The following is a 15,649-nucleotide window of genomic DNA, read 5'->3' as shown; positions in this document are numbered from 1 at the left end:
ACCAGTCCACGGCCCGTCCGGGACGGCGCGCCGAGCCGCCGCCCGACGGCCGGGCACGGGCGTTGTTCGCTGTGAGCGATCGCGGACCCTCCAGGGAATGTTCAGAGGCTCTTCTTTCTTGAGTGTCATCAGCGCAACGTACGAAAGAGAACCGACTCCGAGGGAGCCATCACCATGAGTGACACGACCACCGGCATCCTGACCCTCCCGGTCCTGCCCCTCGACGACATCGTGGTCCTGCCGGGCATGGCCGTGCCGCTGGAGCTGGACGACGCGGAGACGCGCGCCGCGGTCGACGCCGCGCGGGCGCTGCCGGGGATCCGGGCCGGGAAGGGCCAAGCGCGCGTACTGCTGGTGCCGAGGGACGACGGGCACTATCCCGCGATCGGCACCGTCGGCGTCGTCGAGCAGATAGGGCGCCTGCCGAGCGGCGAGTCCGCGGTCGTCGTCCGGGGGACCGCGCGCGTGCGCATCGGCACGGGCACGACCGGCCCCGGCGCGGCGCTGTGGGTCGAGGCGACGCCGGTCGAGGAGGCCGGACCCGACGAGCGCGCCGAGGAGCTGGCGCGCGAGTACCGGGCCCTGGTCACGACGATCCTGGGCAAGCGCGGCGCCTGGCAGGTCGTCGACTTCGTCCAGCAGATCGAGGACCCGTCCGAGCTGTCGGACAACGCCGGGTACGCGCCCTACCTCTCGCAGGCGCAGAAGATCGAACTGCTCCAGACCACCGACCTGACCGAGCGCCTGGAGAAGGTCGTCGGCTGGACGCGCGACCACCTGGCCGAGCTGGACGTCGCGGAGACCATCCGCAAGGACGTCCAGGAGGGCATGGAGAAGACGCAGCGCGAGTTCCTGCTCAGGCAGCAGCTCGCCGCGATCCGCAAGGAGCTGGGCGAGCTCAACGGCGCCCCCGGCAGCGAGGAGGAGGACTACCGGACGCGCGTCGAGGCCGCCGACCTGCCGGAGAAGGTCCTCCGGGCGGCCCTGAAGGAGGTCGACAAGCTGGAGCACGCGTCCGACGCGTCGCCGGAGGGCGGCTGGATCCGGACGTGGCTGGACACCGTCCTCGAAATGCCGTGGAACGAACGGACCGAGGACGCGTACGACATCGCCGGCGCGCGGGCGGTCCTCGACGCCGACCACGCGGGGCTCGACGACGTCAAGGAGCGCATCGTCGAGTACCTGGCGGTGCGCAAGCGTCGCGAGGAGCGCGGCCTCGGTGTGATCGGCGGCCGGCGTAGCGGCGCGGTGCTGGCCCTCGTCGGCCCGCCCGGTGTCGGCAAGACGTCGCTCGGCGAGTCCGTCGCGCGGGCCATGGGCCGCGGCTTCGTCCGCGTCGCCCTCGGCGGCGTGCGGGACGAGGCGGAGATCCGGGGCCACCGGCGCACCTACGTCGGCGCGCTGCCGGGCCGGATCGTCCGGGCGATCAAGGAGGCGGGCAGCATGAACCCCGTCGTCCTGCTGGACGAGATCGACAAGGTCGGCTCCGACTACCGCGGCGACCCGACGGCGGCACTCCTGGAGGTGCTGGACCCGGCGCAGAACCACACGTTCCGCGACCACTACCTGGAGGTCGAACTCGACCTGTCGGACGTGGTGTTCCTCGCGACCGCGAACGTCCTGGAGGCCATCCCCGAGCCGTTGCTCGACCGGATGGAGCTGGTCCGTCTCGACGGCTACACCGAGGACGAGAAGGTCACCATCGCGCGCGACCACCTGCTGCCGCGCCAGCTCGACAAGGCCGGGCTGGAGGGCTCCGAGGTGTCCTTCACCGAGGACGCGCTGCGGCTGCTGGCCGGGGAGTACACCCGGGAGGCGGGCGTGCGCACCCTGGAGCGGTCGATCGCCCGCGTGCTGCGCAAGATCGCGGCGAGGCAGGCGCTGGACGACCTCGCGCTGCCGATCGCGGTGGACGCGGCAGGACTGGTCGACTACCTCGGCCGGCCCCGGCACACCCCGGAGGCGTCGCTCGCGAAGGAGGAGCAGCGCACGGCGGTGCCGGGCGTGGCCACGGGGCTCGCGGTCACCGGCGCGGGCGGCGACGTGCTCTACATCGAGGCGTCGCTCGCGGATCCGGAGACGGGGGCGTCCGGTGTCACGCTGACCGGGCAACTGGGCGACGTGATGAAGGAGTCCGCGCAGATCGCGCTGTCGTACCTGCGGGCGCGCGGCGCCGAACTGGAACTCCCGGTCGGCGACCTGAAGGACCGCGGCGTGCACGTCCACGTCCCGGCGGGCGCGGTGCCCAAGGACGGCCCGAGCGCGGGCGTCACGATGACCACGGCGCTGGTGTCGCTGCTGACCGGGCGACCGGTGCGGTCGGACGTCGCGATGACCGGCGAGGTGTCGCTGACCGGACGGGTGCTGCCGATCGGCGGCGTCAAGCAGAAGGCGCTGGCGGCGCACCGGGCGGGGATCACCACGATCCTGGTCCCGAAGCGCAACGAGCCGGACCTGGACGACATCCCGGAGGCGGTCCGTGAGGAACTGACCATCCACGCGGTGTCGGATGTCCGGGAGGTGCTGGCGCTCGCGCTGGAGCCGGCCGAGACCAGGCAGCGGGTCGCGGCGGCGTGACGGGGGCGCACGGCGCCGACCGGGACTGACCGGGACTGACCGGGACTGACCGGACCGGCGGGCGTCGGACCGGCCGGGGGCGGTGCGCGCCGATCGGGGGCGACCGGCCGCAGCGGGCCCGGTCGGGGAGCCGCCGGTGTGGCCGAGCGGGCGGAGCCGCCGGATCGTCATCAGCGTGATGACGATCCGGCGGCTCCGGCGTTTCCGGTCGTTCTCGCGTGCTTCCCCGCGGGTTCGGTCACGTCCGATCGCTTTCGCTCGATATCGGCCGTCCCTCCGGTCCCGGGGCCTCCGCCGTCGTGTCCGCCAACCCCCAGCGCGCGGCAAGCCGCTCGTCCAATCCGAGCAGATACGCCCGCCCGTACGCCCCTGACTCCAACCCGTCCACCAGCGCCTCCGGCAGGTCCCGCGCGTACGCGCCGGACACCGACGCGGCGGCCAGGGCGACCGTCGCCACGGTGTCCACGTCGCCCGTGAACGCGACGCAGTCGCGCAGCAGTTCGCCCGCTTCCCGGTTGCGGGCCAGCGCCGTCACCGCGGCCCGCACGCTGTGCATGCCCGGCGACCCCACCGTGCCGCGCCACGACTCGTCCCACCGGCCGTACGACGCCGGCGCCGGTACCCGTTCGGCCAGCCACGCGGGCAGGCCCGACACCGGGCCGAGGCCGTGCCGGCAGTAGTGCACGGCGTACGCGGCGCCCAGGGCGGCGGCGATGCCCCCCGGCGAGTCGTGCGTGATCCGCGCCTGGAGCGTCGTCAGGCGGCGCACCTCGTCGATGTCGGGGAGCAGGCCGAGCACGCCCGCCCGCATCGCGGCGCCGCTCTTGTCGCTGCCGGGGCGCAGCGTGTCCAGCAACTCCGGTCCGCTGCGCACGCGTTCGAGGACCGAGCGGAACCCCGAGGCGTACCCGGCGCGCGGATCGCGGCGGTACGCCGCCACGAAGCGCTCGGCCAGATCGTCGCGCGTGAGGGTGCCGCCGAGGAGCCATTCCGCGACGGCGAGGCTCATCTGCGTGTCGTCGGTGTACATGCCCGGCAGTACGTCCCGGTGCTTCGGATGCCGCGCGTAGCCGCGCAGGGTGTTGCCGCGGCGGACGAACTCCGGTGGGGCGTATTCGAAGCCCGCGCCGTACGCGTCACCGATCGCCAGTTCGAGGAACACGGGCCAAACCCCCAAATCGTCAAGGATGGTGCCCCCTGCCTGTCCCTCGCAGGGGTGATGCTCCCCGCGCCGGGGCGGAGTGCGAGACGATTCCCGCTCCCGGCGGATACCGTCGACGGTGATCACAGGTCAGATGCCGCACCGGAGTCAACCCGTTTGCCACACCGACGGATGACCGGGCCAAGATCATCCGAGAGTGCGGAGCGGGACCGCCCGGCGGGTGGCGTACGGACACCGATCGAGAGTTCGAGAGTTCGACGGAAAGGCGGGGGATCGTGGAACGACCGGTATGGGGGCGGACCGTGGGAACCGAACCAAGCATGCCGGGCGCGGCGGTGTGGGCCGACGGCGCCTGTCGACCCCCCGGCGGGGCGTGGGGATTCGCGGTCGGAAGCGACCGCGTCCGGGCCCATGCGGTGCCGCCGGCCACCGCGCCCGTGAGCCGAGCACCCCTGGCGAGTCGGGCAAAACCGAGGAACCGCACATGAGCGCCCGCTCCGACGACGCATCCCCCGCCGCCCCCGGCGCGGGGGCGGCGGGCCTCGGGGCGGAAGAGGCGAGGCGCCCGGCGGCGACCGTGCACGCCGGCGACACCGCGCCCCCCGAGGCCTCGCACGTGGCGACCGCCAAGGACGAGTTCGCGTACCAGTGGGCGAAGACCGTCGAGAGCGCCGACCACGGGCCGCTGGCCGCCGACGAAATGCGCGACCAGTTGCGGGAGTTGACCGAACGCCTCGCGAGGCTGCTCGATACCGACCCGTTCCAGCCGTGCGACGCCCGCGACGTCGGCGCGGCCCTCGTGGCGGCGCACCTCACCGGGATCGGCACGCTCGAACGCTCGTTCGGCCTCATCGGGCAGTGGTGGCCCAGGCTGCGCGCACACGCGCTCGCCCGCCGCCGCGACCCCGACGACTACCTCCTGCGCATCACCCAGGTGCAGGGCGCCTTCGCCGCCGGATACGCCGAGGCGCTGCGCGACCGCACGCTCACCGAGCAGCGGGCCGTGCACGCCGAGGTCCTGGACGCGCGCGAGCTCACCGAGCGGGCCCTGCACACCAGCGAGGCGCGGTTCCGGGCGGTGTTCGAGCAATCCGGCCTCGGCATCGCCATCGCGGGCACCGACGGCGTCATCCTGGACGTCAACCCGGCACTCGGGCAGATGTTCGGCGTCCCGCCGGGCGACCTGCCCGGCCGCCGCATCCGCGACTTCATGCTCGCCGACGACCCCGTGCACATCCACAGCTGGTACGCGGAGCTGTCACACGGCGCGCGCGAGCACTTCTCCGCCGAGAAGCGCTACCGCCGCGCGGACGGCGACCCGCTGTGGACACACCTGACCGTGTCCCTGGTCCGCGACGCGTCCGGCGCCCCGCAGTACCAGGTCGCGATGGTCGAGGACGTCACCGACCGGCACCGCCTCTACACGCGGCTCCGCCACCAGGCCCAGCACGACCCGCTCACCGGCATGCCCAACCGCGCGCTGTTCTTCGAGCGCCTGGAGGCGCTGTTCGCCGACGCCCGCGACGGCGACCGCGTCGGGCTGTGCTACCTGGACCTGGACGGCTTCAAGGTCGTCAACGACAGCCTCGGCCACGACGTCGGCGACCAGCTGCTCATCGCCGTCGCGCGGCGGCTCAACGCGCATGTGGCGCGCGCCGGGCACCTGATGGCGCGCATGGGCGGCGACGAGTTCATGGTGCTCGTCGAGCACGCGGCCGGCACCGGGCAGGTCGTCGCGCTCGCCGAGGGCGTCCTCGCGGCGCTGCGCGAGCCCTTCCGGATCCGCGGCCACGACCTCACCGTCCGCGCGTCGATCGGCATCGTCGAGCGCCCGGTCGCCGGCAGCGGGCCTGCCGACACGATGCGGGCCGCCGACATCACGCTCTACTGGGCCAAGTCCGAGGGCAAGGGCCGGTGGACGATCTTCGACACCGAGCGCAACGACCGCGAAGTGGCCCGCTACACCCTGTCCGCCGAGATGCCGGCGGCCCTGCACCACGGCGAATTCGACGTCGACTACCAGCCGTTGGTCTCCCTGGCCGACAACTCGGTGCTCGGCGTCGAAGCGCTCGTGCGGTGGCGCCATCCGCGCCAAGGCCTCATCGGACCCGACCGGTTCATCGGCCTCGCGGAGGAGACCGGCCTCATCGTGCCGCTCGGCATGTACGTGCTGGAACGCGCGTGCCGCGAGGCCCGGCGCTGGCGTGAGCCCTGCCTCGCCCGGGCGGTCGAGGCGGCTCCGTTCATCAGCGTCAACCTCGCCGAACGCCAGTGCCACGACACGGGGTTGGTACGCCACGTGCAGCGCGTCCTCACCGAGACCGGGTTGGAGCCGCAGCGCCTGCAGTTCGAGCTGACCGAATCGCAGATCATGGCGACCGACGGCGGCCCGCTCGAACGGCTCCGCGAGCTCGCGGACATGGGCGTGCGCATCGCGATCGACGACTTCGGCACCGGATACTCCAACCTCGCCTACCTGCGGCGGCTCCCGGTCTGCGAGCTGAAGATCGCCGGATCGTTCGTGGAGGGCCTGCGCACGTCCGGGGACGCCGACCCGGTCGACGCCCGGATCGTCGCGTCCCTCGTCGACCTCGCCCACGCCCTCGGCCTCACCGTCACCGCCGAGGGCATCGAGACCGCCGCCCAGGCCGAACGCCTCCGCGCGATCGGCTGCGACGCGGGCCAGGGCTGGTACTTCTCCCGCCCGGGCCCGCCGGACCGCATCACGACGCTGTTGGACGGAATCCCGAAGGTGGGCTGAGCGCGGCCGGGCGCATCGACCGGACGCGCCCGGCCGCCACAGGCGTTCCGGACGGCCATGCCGTGCACGGCCGCGCCCGCGTCGCAACGGCCGTCCGCATCTTCGCCCGCGCGCCGAGACGCGGCTCGGCGCCGGTTCGCGCGGCACGGCGCGGCGTCCGGGGCCCGACGCCCGGCCCCGGCCTCGCGGCCCCGCGCCGTGTCGGAGCCGCGTCGTAACGTGTGGGGTGACGGCAGCGCTTCCCGGCGGACGGATACGGCGGCGCGGAGCCCGTCCAGAACCCACCGTTCTCCGAGGGGACTTCCATGTACCGTCAAGGCGACATCCTGCTGCTGCCGGTCGACGAGCACGCGGTGCCGACGGGCGTGACGGGGCTGCCGGCCAAGCCGCGCGACAGCCGCGGGCGCATCGTGCTCGCGCTCGGCGAGGTGACCGGGCACGCCCACGCGGTCGTCGGCTCGGGCACGCTGTTCCTCGACCCGGAGCCGACCGTCATCGGCCACCTCAAGCTGGACGCGCCGACCCGGCTCGTCCACGAGGAGCACGCCGCCATCTCGCTGCCCAAGGGCTGGTACCGCGTGATCCGGCAGCGCGAGTACGTGCCCGGCGCCGTGCGGATCGTCGCCGACTGACCCGCCCCCGCGCCGCCGCGCCGACCGCTTCCCGTCACGGGCACCGACACCGTGACGGACACCGAAACCGCCGATCCAGGAGCGCCGTTCCGTGACCACCCCGCAGGCCGCCGTCCACCCCGAGCTGACCCTCGCGCACCGGGCGCTCCTCGCCGAAGCCGCCGACGCGTGGTCCGGCGTCGCCGCCGCGACCGGCCCCGCCGACCGCGCCGAGGCGGAGGCCGGGATCCGCGACGCCTACCGGGCCGCCGGGCTGGTCGCCCCCGGAAAGATCCTGTGGTACGAATCGCCGCTCTCCGCGGCCGTCGCCGCCACCGTGATATCCGGCGCGTACAAGCCCCAGGACCTCGCCGCCGTCGGCCTGCGCGTGCGGGCCCCGGCGGGGGCGCGGGCCGGGGCGTCCGTGCGCGACAAGCTCCGCACCGCCACCTGGGAGCGGGCCCGGGGCGAGGCCGCCGCGCTGCTCGGGCAGATGACGTGGGGCCAGGCCTGGCACGAGGTCGCCGAGCGGCTGTGGGCGCCGACGACCGGCTTGTCCGCGCGCCTGCGCGACGGTATCGAGGGCGCGATCGAGGCCGCCGTCGGCGAGCGCACCGTGCCCACACGCGCCACCACACGTTTCGGCAGCGGCGGTGCGTCGGTGCGCACGGTCGCCGCCGAGGCGCGCGGCGCGACGCTGGACGCGATGGGCGGGCAGCACGACGCCGCGTGGCTCGCCGCGTTCGACGGACTGCGACGCTGCTTCCCGGAGTTGGCCGACTCCCCGGCCGCCGTCGCGCTGGCCGCCGTCGAGCGGGTCGCGAAGTCGGCCGGCTGGTGGTGGCCGTACGAAGGCGTCGTCCTCGTCGCGGAGCGCCCGACCACGCTGTTCCGCGACGAGAACGCCCGCCTGCACAGCGGTGAGGGGCCCGCGCTCGCGTTCCCCGACGGCTTCGCGCTGCACGCGTGGCGCGGCATGCCCATCCCCGCCGACTTCGTGACGGGCCTCGGCCCGCAGGGCAGCGGCCTCGACGCGAACCGCATCCGCCGCGAGGACAACGCCGAACTGCGGCGCGTGATGCTGGAGATCTACGGCTACGACCGCTACCTGGCCGAGGTCGGCGCCCGGCCGCTGCACCGCGACGAGACGGGGGTGCTGTGGCGGATCGAACTGCCCGACGACGAGCCGGTCGTGATGGTGGAAGTCCTCAACTCGACGCCCGAGCCCGATGGTTCGACGCGCACCTACTGGCTCCGCGTCCCGCCGCGCACCCGCACCGCGCGCGAGGGCGTCGCCTGGACGTTCGGCCTCACCGAGTCGGAGTACCACCCGGCCCGCGAGACGTGAGCCGTGCCGGGACGCGTTCGAGGACGCCGCCCGCGAAGACGTCGTACAGCGGCAGCGACGTCAGGTGGACGTACCCGATGTGGCAGTCGCACTCCCGCTTCGGGCACGCCGGGGCGGGGGCGAGTGCCGCGCGGAACGAGCCGTCGTAGAGGTTGCCGAGCACGTCCGGCACGAAGTGGCAGCGGCGCACGGTGCCTTCGCCGTCGACGCTGACCACGGTGTCGCCGGTGCGGCACGCGACGCCCAGCGACGGGTGCGGCACGCGGCTGAAGGCGAAGTGCGGGTCCAGCGCGGCCCACTCCGCGGCCTCCGCGTCGGTGTAGGTGCGGCCCTCCGCCGCGTTGACCCACAGATAGACGTCGTCCGGCAGGTCGGCACGCAATCGCCGTGCCGCGTCCAGGTGTTCGGGCAGGCCGACGATCCCCGCGCTGAACCGCACGCCCCGCGCGCGCAGTTCCCGGCAGCGGTCCACGAAACGCGCGTACGGCACCTGATCCGGGTGGTACGTCGCCCACAGCGCCAGCGTGTCCGGGTCGGCGGCGGCCGTCCAGCCCGGCCGCGCGCTCAGGTTCGTCTGGATCGCGATCCGCTCGACGTGCGGCAGGTGGCTCAGCTCGGCGAGCGTACGCCGGTACCAACTGCGCACCAGGCCCTCGCCCCACGGCGTGAACAGCACCGAGACGCGCTCGGGCGCGTCGGTCACCCACGCCGCGAAACGCGCCAACGCCGCGCGGTCGGCCCGCAGTTGCTCCGGAGTGTCGCGGCGTTTCGCGAACGGGCAGTAGCCGCAGTCGTAGTCGCACGACGCCAGCGGGCCCCGGTAGAGGATCGTCAAGTGGCGGGCGCCGCCGGGGGGTTCGTCGATCAGCGGGAGCGGTCGGGTCATCGCGGCCGGTACCCGTCCATGAGCGCGGCCGTCTCCGCGGAGAACAGCGCGGGGCCGATCGCGTCCGACCACGCCACGCCCTCCTCGGTCAGGCGGATGTCCGGGACCTCCGCGCCGATCGCGACCAGCCCCGCGTCGGCGAGCGGGGCGAGGTCGGCCGCGAAGTCGTGCGCCGCGTCCGAGCCGAAACGGGCCCGGTACTCGGCGGCGTCGAGGCCGTCGGCCTGCAGGAGCGACGTGAGCAGATGCCGGCGTCGCCGCTCCGGCGCGTCCAGGCGGTAGCCCACGCGGGCGTGCGAGAAAGCCGCCTGATCGAGCGTCACATACTCGTCGATGATCGCGCGGACCTCGCCGATGCCCACGGCGTAGTCGAACGAGTAGTGCAGGTCGGAGGTGTACGACCGGGCGCCGCAGCCGAGCCCGACCATGCCGTCGCGCTGGCAGCGGTACCCGGTATCGGCGTCGGACGGCGCGTCGGCGCGGCGGAACATGCGCATCGACACCTGCTCGTAGCCGTACGACCGCAGGTGGTCGCGGCCGGCGCGGTAGAGCGCGAGGCGTTCCGCGTCCCAGTCGGCGCGCGTCACGGCACGGCGCCCGAGGCCGGTCAACGGCCGTACGTACAACGGGTAGAGGTAGATCTCCTCGGGCCGCCACGCGAGGGCGGCGTCGAGGGAGGCGAGCCAACTCGCCTCGGTCTGGCCGTCGATGCCGTAGATGAGGTCGATGTTGAGCACGGGTATCGCGGTGTCGCGGATCGCCGCGAGCGCCGCCTCGACCTCCGCCCTGCGCTGGGGTCGCCCGGCCGCCCGGGCCTCCGCGTCGTCGAACGACTGGACGCCGATGCTCACCCGCGTCGCGCCGTGCGCCGCGAGGACCGCGAGCCGGTCGTGCGTCGCGGTGGCCGGCGAGGTCTCGACCGACAGCGGGATCGCCGCGAGATCCGCCCCCACGACCTCCCGCGCGATCGTGAACAACCGTTCCAGCTCGGCGGGTTCGAGGTAGGTCGGCGTGCCCCCGCCGATCGCGCCGACCGCGAACCGGGCCTGCGGCACCGCCTCGCGCACCGCCCGCGCCTGGCGTTCGAGCGCGTCGAGGTAGCGTCCGACCAACGCGGCCGGCGCGCCCGTGCGCGTGAACAGATTGCAGAACCCGCAGCGCATCTCGCAGAACGGGACGTGCAGGTAGAGGAACAGCGCGGAGACGTCCTGCCCGGCCCAGACCTCGCGCAGCGCGGGAGCCGGAGCGAGCGGGCGGTAGGCGGTTTTGTGGGGATAGGCGTAGACATACCCGGCATACGGTGACCGGAGCCCGGCCGCCGCCGCGTCCGAAGTCTCGGCGGTGCTGGTCGACGCCATGGACGAACCTCCGGTGGAACACGCGACTCTCGAACGCGCCGACCCTACGCGGCGCACCCGACACCCGCGCCGCGGGCCGGTCCCGGCAGCGCGGCCCGAAGACCGCGGGAGCCCGGGGCGCCCGCCCGCGTCACCACTCGCCCTGGTGCAGCATGAACTGCGCGTACGGCACCGTCCACACGACCTCGTGCCCGATCCGGTGCCCCGAGTAGCCGCCCTCGCCGTACGCCGTGCCGTGGTCGGACGTCACGATCGCGAAGCACGCGCGGCGGCTGCTCATCGCGCGGAACAGCCGCCCGATGTGCCGGTCGACGTACTCCAGCGCCGCCGCGTGCGTGGCGCGGGTGTCGCCGTCGGACGCCGTCGCGCCCGGCATGTGGAACCAGTTCGGCTGATGCAGCGCCGCCACGTTGACCAGCAGGAACAACCGCTGGTCGGTGTCGAGCGCGCCCACCACGCGCTCCGCACGGGCGACCTGGGCCTCGAACGAGATGGGGGAGGTGACACCCAGCTCCGGGTCCCAGTGGCTCTCCGCGAACATCTCCGGCAGCACCGAGCCGAGCGCGCCCTGCTTGTTGAAGAATCCGACGCCGCCGATGCACGCCGTGTGGTAGCCGGCGCGCGCGAGCCCGGCCGGGAGGTCCGCCTCCTCGAAGACCCACGTGCGCGGCGCGGTCGTCTCGCTGCCGCCGAACCGGGCCGCGAACAGCCGGGGGTGCGGGCCGGGGCCGAGCGGCGTGGGGAGGAACCCGGCGAGGAACGCGGTGTGTGCCGCGTACGTGAAACTGCCCGGCGTGTGCCGCGCCTCCCACCGGCCCTCCGGGAGCACGCGCGACAGGTTGGGCAGCCGCCCGGCGGCGGCGAGTTCGGCGGCGACGTCGTAACGCAGCGTGTCGAGGGTGACCAGGAGCAGGTCATGGCGGCCGACGACCCGGTTCATGTCGGGGCCGTCGCCGTCCCAGCCGTCGTCTCCGTGGTTCGGCGGAAGGGGAGTGGTCATGTCGGGCACGGCAGTTGTTCCTCGTCTGCTCCGGGTCTCCGCACCGGACGCCAGGGTCCGGGCGGGCACCATCCATCCACCAGGGCCCGGACCTGTTCCCCCCAGGTGTCCCGCCCCCGGTGCAGTACGCCCGGCAGCAGGTCCCCGAACGCGTTGACCTCGCCGACGGCGTGGCGGCGGCGGTCCACCCCGAAGAGCAGATCGACGCCGACGTGCAGCGTACGGGGAAAACACCGGGCCGCGCGCACACAGGTCGCCATCGCCGCCGCCCACTCCCGCCCACCGACCGCGTCGCGCACGGAGGCGATGTCGACGCGGGCGTTGCCCAGGTGCAGATTGGTCATCGGGGAACGGCTGCCGCGCGCGACCACGTGCGTGGCCTCGCCGCCGACCACCAGCACCCGCAGGTCCGTGGCGAGGTCGCCGACGGTGAGTTTGGGCAGCCACGCCTCGACGTGCACGCCGTCCGGGCACAGCGCGTCGATCAGTGCGGAGACGTCGGCCTCGTCGCGGTATTTCCGGACGCGCAGCGAGTTGAAGAGCCGGGTCCCGTCGGCGGTACGCACCAACTCCGCCGATGTCGTGGCCTGCACGCGCTCGCCCGACGTCTCCAGCGCGACGACGCCGGACGCCGACGACCCGTGCAGCGGCTTGACGAAGACCCTCGGCCGACGGGACTCCCGCATCACGGCCCGCAGTTCGGCGTACGACCGGATCCCCGACGCCGGTCCGACGCGAGGCGGGACGGGAACACCCGCCGCGTCGAGCAGCGCGTGGGCGCGCGACTTGTCGAACATGACCGCGATCTCGCCCGGATCGTTCGCCAGCCACGCCCCCGGCGACGCCTCGACGGCCTGGCTCACGCGCCGCAACGCGGCCACGAACGCCGCGTGCCGCACGGCTCCGCCCTCCACACGGTGCGGATCGGCCGGCCCGCCGAGCAGCGCGTGCACGACCGGATCCTCCCCGGGGGAGTCGAGCCGCACGGGCCCGGCACCGAACACGGACACACCGCACGCCACTCCACCGCGCACGTCGCGCCCCGGCGCCCCGACCCCGGCCCCCGCACCGCGCCGACCGGCCCCGCCCACCTCGTCTCCGCGACGCTCGCCTTCGCGCGCGTCGTGGGCCGCCGCGTCGGGCTGCGGCTCCCCGGCTCCGGCCCCCGCACCGGGCACGCCGCCTCCGCCCTCCGGGGCATCGCGCAGCACATCCGCCCACGCGACGACCCGGGGCGGCGGCAGCCCGGCGGCGACGGCCGCCGCCGTGAAGCCGACGACGCGCCGATGGCCGGGGTTTCCGACGACGGTGATGCGCACGGGAGGTTCCTCTCATTCGGCGGGGCGGGCGAGGTGGGGTCGGTCGGATCGCGGGAGTCGGCCGCGGTGGCCGGGCGCGGCCGACCCGGGCCAGCGGTCGCGCGGCGAGCGGGGACAGGCCGGGGGCTTCCGCGGCGGGGCTGCGGTCTCGGAGCCGTCGGTCGGGCCGACAACTCGGCCCGACCGAGCATGCCACTCGCGCCCGCGCGTTCGGCCCGCACCCGCCGACACCCCGGAGCGGCGCCGCCGTGGTGTCGGCTCGGTGGCCCCGGAATCGCGCCGCGCCGCGCGCCGACGACCCGGGGCCGACCGAGGACGCGTCCCGCGCTGGGGCGTTCGGACGGCTCACGGCGAAGTCCGGGTCGCAGGCCTCGCGTTCCCGCGCGTGGGTGCGGCGGGTCGTCCCTACTCCGACACCGCGATGTAGCGCCCCCACTCCTCCGCCTCGCACGGCTCCGACAAGTCGACGTCGACGCCCGCCGCGACCAGCGTGCTCCGCAGGCGTTCGCGCATCGGCTCGCCGAGGAAGTGGTGGTGCAGGTCGAGCCGGGTCAGGTGGGTGAGCGGCTGTCCGCTGAGCAGTGCCTCGGCGCCTTCGTCGCCCAACGCGCCCATGGACAGGTCGAGTTCGGTCAGCCGGGCGACGATCGGGGCGCCGGACACCGCGACGGCGACGGCGTCCTGGACCGCGCTGTCGCGCAGGCCGAGGTGCGTGAGCAGCGGCATGCCGTCCCCGGTGAGGACGCCCGCGAGCGGTTCGGCGTCGCCGATGCCGCCGTAGTTCGCGGTGCCCAGCATCGCGCTGAGCCGGCGCAGGGCCGGGAACTCGCTCACGCCGACCGCCACCAGCACGTCACCGGGCAGGCCGCCGCTGTGGAACTCCAGCCGCGTGAGCGCTTCGTGGCGCGTCGGACGCATCTCCGGCGCGCCCCTGACCGCGAGGGTTTCCAGCGCCGGGAAGGCTTCGAGGACTGTTGTGACGTCACCCGGTACGATCCAGGAGATCTCGTCCTCTTCGCGGCTGATGTCGCCGATGTAGAGGTGACGCAGCGCGGGGAAGCGGTCGGCGGACGCGCACAGCATTTCGGTCGTGAGCTCGTCCGGCGGCTCGTAGCTCGGCCCCCACGAGCCGATGGTGAGGGCGCGGACCCGGGTCGTGTCGACCGTCTTCAGGAAGCGTGCGAAGTGCGTGGGGAGGTCTTCGGCGTCCTCGGTGTATTCCTCGTTGAGGACCCGCAGACGCCACGCGACGCTGTCGGCGGGCGGCGGGTCGTCGTCGGGGCCGAGGGCCGCCGGGTCGGCGTACCAGTCGTATTCGAGTGTCCCGATGGGGTGGAGGGCCACGACCGGCAGGCCGGCGAAGGTGGTGAGGAGTTCCCGGGAGAAAGTCATGTCGTCTCGTGTTCGGCCGAGGTGGTGGATATGGCTGATCTGTCGAATATGGCGAATGTGTCGCCTGTGTCGCCTGTGTCGCCTGTGTCGCCTGAGTCGCTTGTGTCGCCTGTATTGGCTGTATTGCCTGTATTGGCTGTGTCGAATGAATCAGAGGGTTGGCGAGGGTCGGGTGTGATGGCGGAGTGGTGGCCGTCGGCCCGTGTCACTCCGATACCTCGACGTAGCGCCCGTCGATCTCGTCGTCGTCCCATTCGTCGCGTTCCTCGGGCGCCGAGATGTCGACCGTGGTGCCGGACCCGGCGAGCGCGCGGCGCAGGCGTTCGGCCATCGGGTCGCCGACGAAGTGGTGGTCGATCCGCAGTTTCTTGAGGTGGCCGAGCGGTTGGCCGCTCAGCAGTGCCTCCGCGCCGGCGTCGCTGAGGACGCCCATCGACAGGTCGAGTGATTCCAGGCGGGAGACGATCGGGGCGCCCGCCAGTGCCTCGGCGATCTCGTCCTGCAACTCGCTGTTCATCAGGCCGAGGTGACGGAGTTTCGGGAGCCGGGTGCCGGCGAAGATGTCGGCGAGGTCGTCGAGGGTCGCGTCGCCGCCGTAGTTGTCGACGCCCAGCCACAGTTCGAGTTCCTCGAGGGCCGGCAGGTCGCTCAGCGCGATCGCCTGCGCGGCCTCGCCGGACACGCCGCCGCTCTCGACGCGCAGGCGGCGCAGGTGGAGGTGTCGGACGGGGGCGGGCCCGCCGCCGGGGCGCGACGGCATCGAGCAGCCGCGCAGGCCCAGTTCCTCCAGCCGCGGGTACGCGTCGAGGATGGTCTTCATGGTCGGGAGCGCGAGCCACGAGATCTCGGTCTCCTCCGACGAGACGTCGTTCACGAAGAGGTGGCGCAGCGCCGGGAACCGGTCGGCGTCGGCCGCGAGGAGGTCGAGCAGCGGGTTGCGGCCGGACATGGTGTCCGACCAGGCCCCGAGGACGAGCGCGGTGACGCGGGTGGTGTCGACGTTGTCCACGAAGTAGGAGTACAGCTCGTGGATGTCCGTGCTGTCGGTCCAGGCGTGGCGGCGCAGGAGCCAGGCCACGGCGTCGGCGGGGCGTTCGTGCGGGCGGACGCCCTCGGCGGGCCGTCGGCGGAAGCCGGGTGCGGAGCTGGTGGTGCGCAGGTCGGCGACGGGCAGTCCGCCGAAGTGCGCGAGCTTTGCCATGGGGTGTCGGGATCCTGTCGGGTGAGGGGGCGGG

The 15,649-nt window shown here is 73.8% G+C and carries 11 protein-coding genes; 4 read left to right on the top strand and 7 right to left on the bottom strand.

The features are described 5' to 3' along the window. Positions 1-174 precede the first annotated feature (174 nt). Complete coding sequence (gene lon, locus LO772_RS06715; RefSeq protein ID WP_231777451.1) at positions 175-2,577, top strand: endopeptidase La; 2,403 nt, start codon at positions 175-177, stop codon at positions 2,575-2,577. 238 nt (positions 2,578-2,815) lie between these two features. On the opposite strand, the gene LO772_RS06710 is transcribed toward lon, so the two are convergent. Continuing rightward, the gene (locus tag LO772_RS06710; protein ID WP_231777450.1) at positions 2,816-3,754 is read right to left on the bottom strand and encodes an ADP-ribosylglycohydrolase family protein; all 939 of its coding nucleotides are present in this window, start codon (positions 3,752-3,754) and stop codon (positions 2,816-2,818) included. Between the two features lie 469 nt (positions 3,755-4,223). On the opposite strand from LO772_RS06710, the gene LO772_RS06705 reads away from it, so the two are divergent. The 3 genes from LO772_RS06705 (at position 4,224) to LO772_RS06695 (ending at position 8,459) form a co-directional block, all read left to right on the top strand. Continuing rightward, a complete protein-coding gene (locus tag LO772_RS06705; protein WP_231777449.1) occupies positions 4,224-6,500 on the top strand; it encodes a putative bifunctional diguanylate cyclase/phosphodiesterase in 2,277 nt (758 codons plus the stop codon). 305 nt (positions 6,501-6,805) lie between these two features. Further along, positions 6,806-7,132 (top strand): hypothetical protein, encoded by a 327-nt coding sequence (locus LO772_RS06700; RefSeq protein ID WP_231777448.1) that lies wholly within the window; start codon positions 6,806-6,808, stop codon positions 7,130-7,132. Between the two features lie 91 nt (positions 7,133-7,223). Beyond that, positions 7,224-8,459 (top strand): DUF6745 domain-containing protein, encoded by a 1,236-nt coding sequence (locus LO772_RS06695; protein WP_443089372.1) that lies wholly within the window; start codon positions 7,224-7,226, stop codon positions 8,457-8,459. On the opposite strand, the gene LO772_RS06690 is transcribed toward LO772_RS06695, so the two are convergent. The 6 genes from LO772_RS06690 to LO772_RS06665 all read right to left on the bottom strand — a co-directional run bounded on the left by LO772_RS06690 (position 8,422) and on the right by LO772_RS06665 (position 15,615). Further along, entirely contained in the window at positions 8,422-9,345 is a 924-nt protein-coding gene (locus LO772_RS06690) for an STM4011 family radical SAM protein (RefSeq protein ID WP_231777447.1), read from the bottom strand. The genes LO772_RS06695 and LO772_RS06690 overlap by 38 nt on opposite strands. Then, positions 9,342-10,703, bottom strand: coding sequence for an STM4012 family radical SAM protein (locus tag LO772_RS06685; protein ID WP_231777446.1), 1,362 nt, complete (start codon positions 10,701-10,703; stop codon positions 9,342-9,344). Before LO772_RS06685 ends, LO772_RS06690 begins: the two co-directional genes overlap by 4 nt. Before the next feature lie 130 nt (positions 10,704-10,833). Then, the gene (locus tag LO772_RS06680; protein WP_231779437.1) at positions 10,834-11,643 is read right to left on the bottom strand and encodes an STM4013/SEN3800 family hydrolase; all 810 of its coding nucleotides are present in this window, start codon (positions 11,641-11,643) and stop codon (positions 10,834-10,836) included. 56 nt (positions 11,644-11,699) lie between these two features. After that, positions 11,700-13,022, bottom strand: coding sequence for an STM4014 family protein (locus LO772_RS06675; RefSeq protein WP_231777445.1), 1,323 nt, complete (start codon positions 13,020-13,022; stop codon positions 11,700-11,702). A 405-nt stretch (positions 13,023-13,427) separates the two neighbouring features. Then, positions 13,428-14,414 carry an STM4015 family protein gene (locus LO772_RS06670; RefSeq protein ID WP_231777444.1) on the bottom strand — a complete coding sequence of 329 codons (987 nt, stop codon included), beginning with the start codon at positions 14,412-14,414 and terminating at the stop codon, positions 13,428-13,430. Positions 14,415-14,619: 205 nt separating this feature from the next. Beyond that, positions 14,620-15,615: an STM4015 family protein gene (locus LO772_RS06665; protein WP_231777443.1), complete on the bottom strand. Its 996-nt coding sequence runs from the start codon at positions 15,613-15,615 to the stop codon at positions 14,620-14,622. Positions 15,616-15,649 lie beyond the last annotated feature (34 nt).

Source organism: Yinghuangia sp. ASG 101 (genome assembly GCF_021165735.1).
Lineage (GTDB): Bacteria > Actinomycetota > Actinomycetes > Streptomycetales > Streptomycetaceae > Yinghuangia.
Note: the sequence above shows the minus strand (reverse complement) of the source record. Positions and strands in the feature narration are given on the sequence as shown.

Excerpts from the sequence above, each read along its gene's own strand:
- lon (WP_231777451.1), top strand. The coding sequence starts at position 175 with ATGAGTGACACGACCACCGGCATCCTGACCCTCCCGGTCCTGCCCCTC.
- LO772_RS06705 (WP_231777449.1), top strand. The coding sequence starts at position 4,224 with ATGAGCGCCCGCTCCGACGACGCATCCCCCGCCGCCCCCGGCGCGGGG.
- LO772_RS06690 (WP_231777447.1), bottom strand. The coding sequence starts at position 9,345 with ATGACCCGACCGCTCCCGCTGATCGACGAACCCCCCGGCGGCGCCCGC.
- LO772_RS06680 (WP_231779437.1), bottom strand. The coding sequence starts at position 11,643 with ATGAACCGGGTCGTCGGCCGCCATGACCTGCTCCTGGTCACCCTCGAC.
- LO772_RS06670 (WP_231777444.1), bottom strand. The coding sequence starts at position 14,414 with ATGACTTTCTCCCGGGAACTCCTCACCACCTTCGCCGGCCTGCCGGTC.
- LO772_RS06685 (WP_231777446.1), bottom strand. The coding sequence starts at position 10,703 with ATGGCGTCGACCAGCACCGCCGAGACTTCGGACGCGGCGGCGGCCGGG.
- LO772_RS06665 (WP_231777443.1), bottom strand. The coding sequence starts at position 15,615 with ATGGCAAAGCTCGCGCACTTCGGCGGACTGCCCGTCGCCGACCTGCGC.
- LO772_RS06700 (WP_231777448.1), top strand. The coding sequence starts at position 6,806 with ATGTACCGTCAAGGCGACATCCTGCTGCTGCCGGTCGACGAGCACGCG.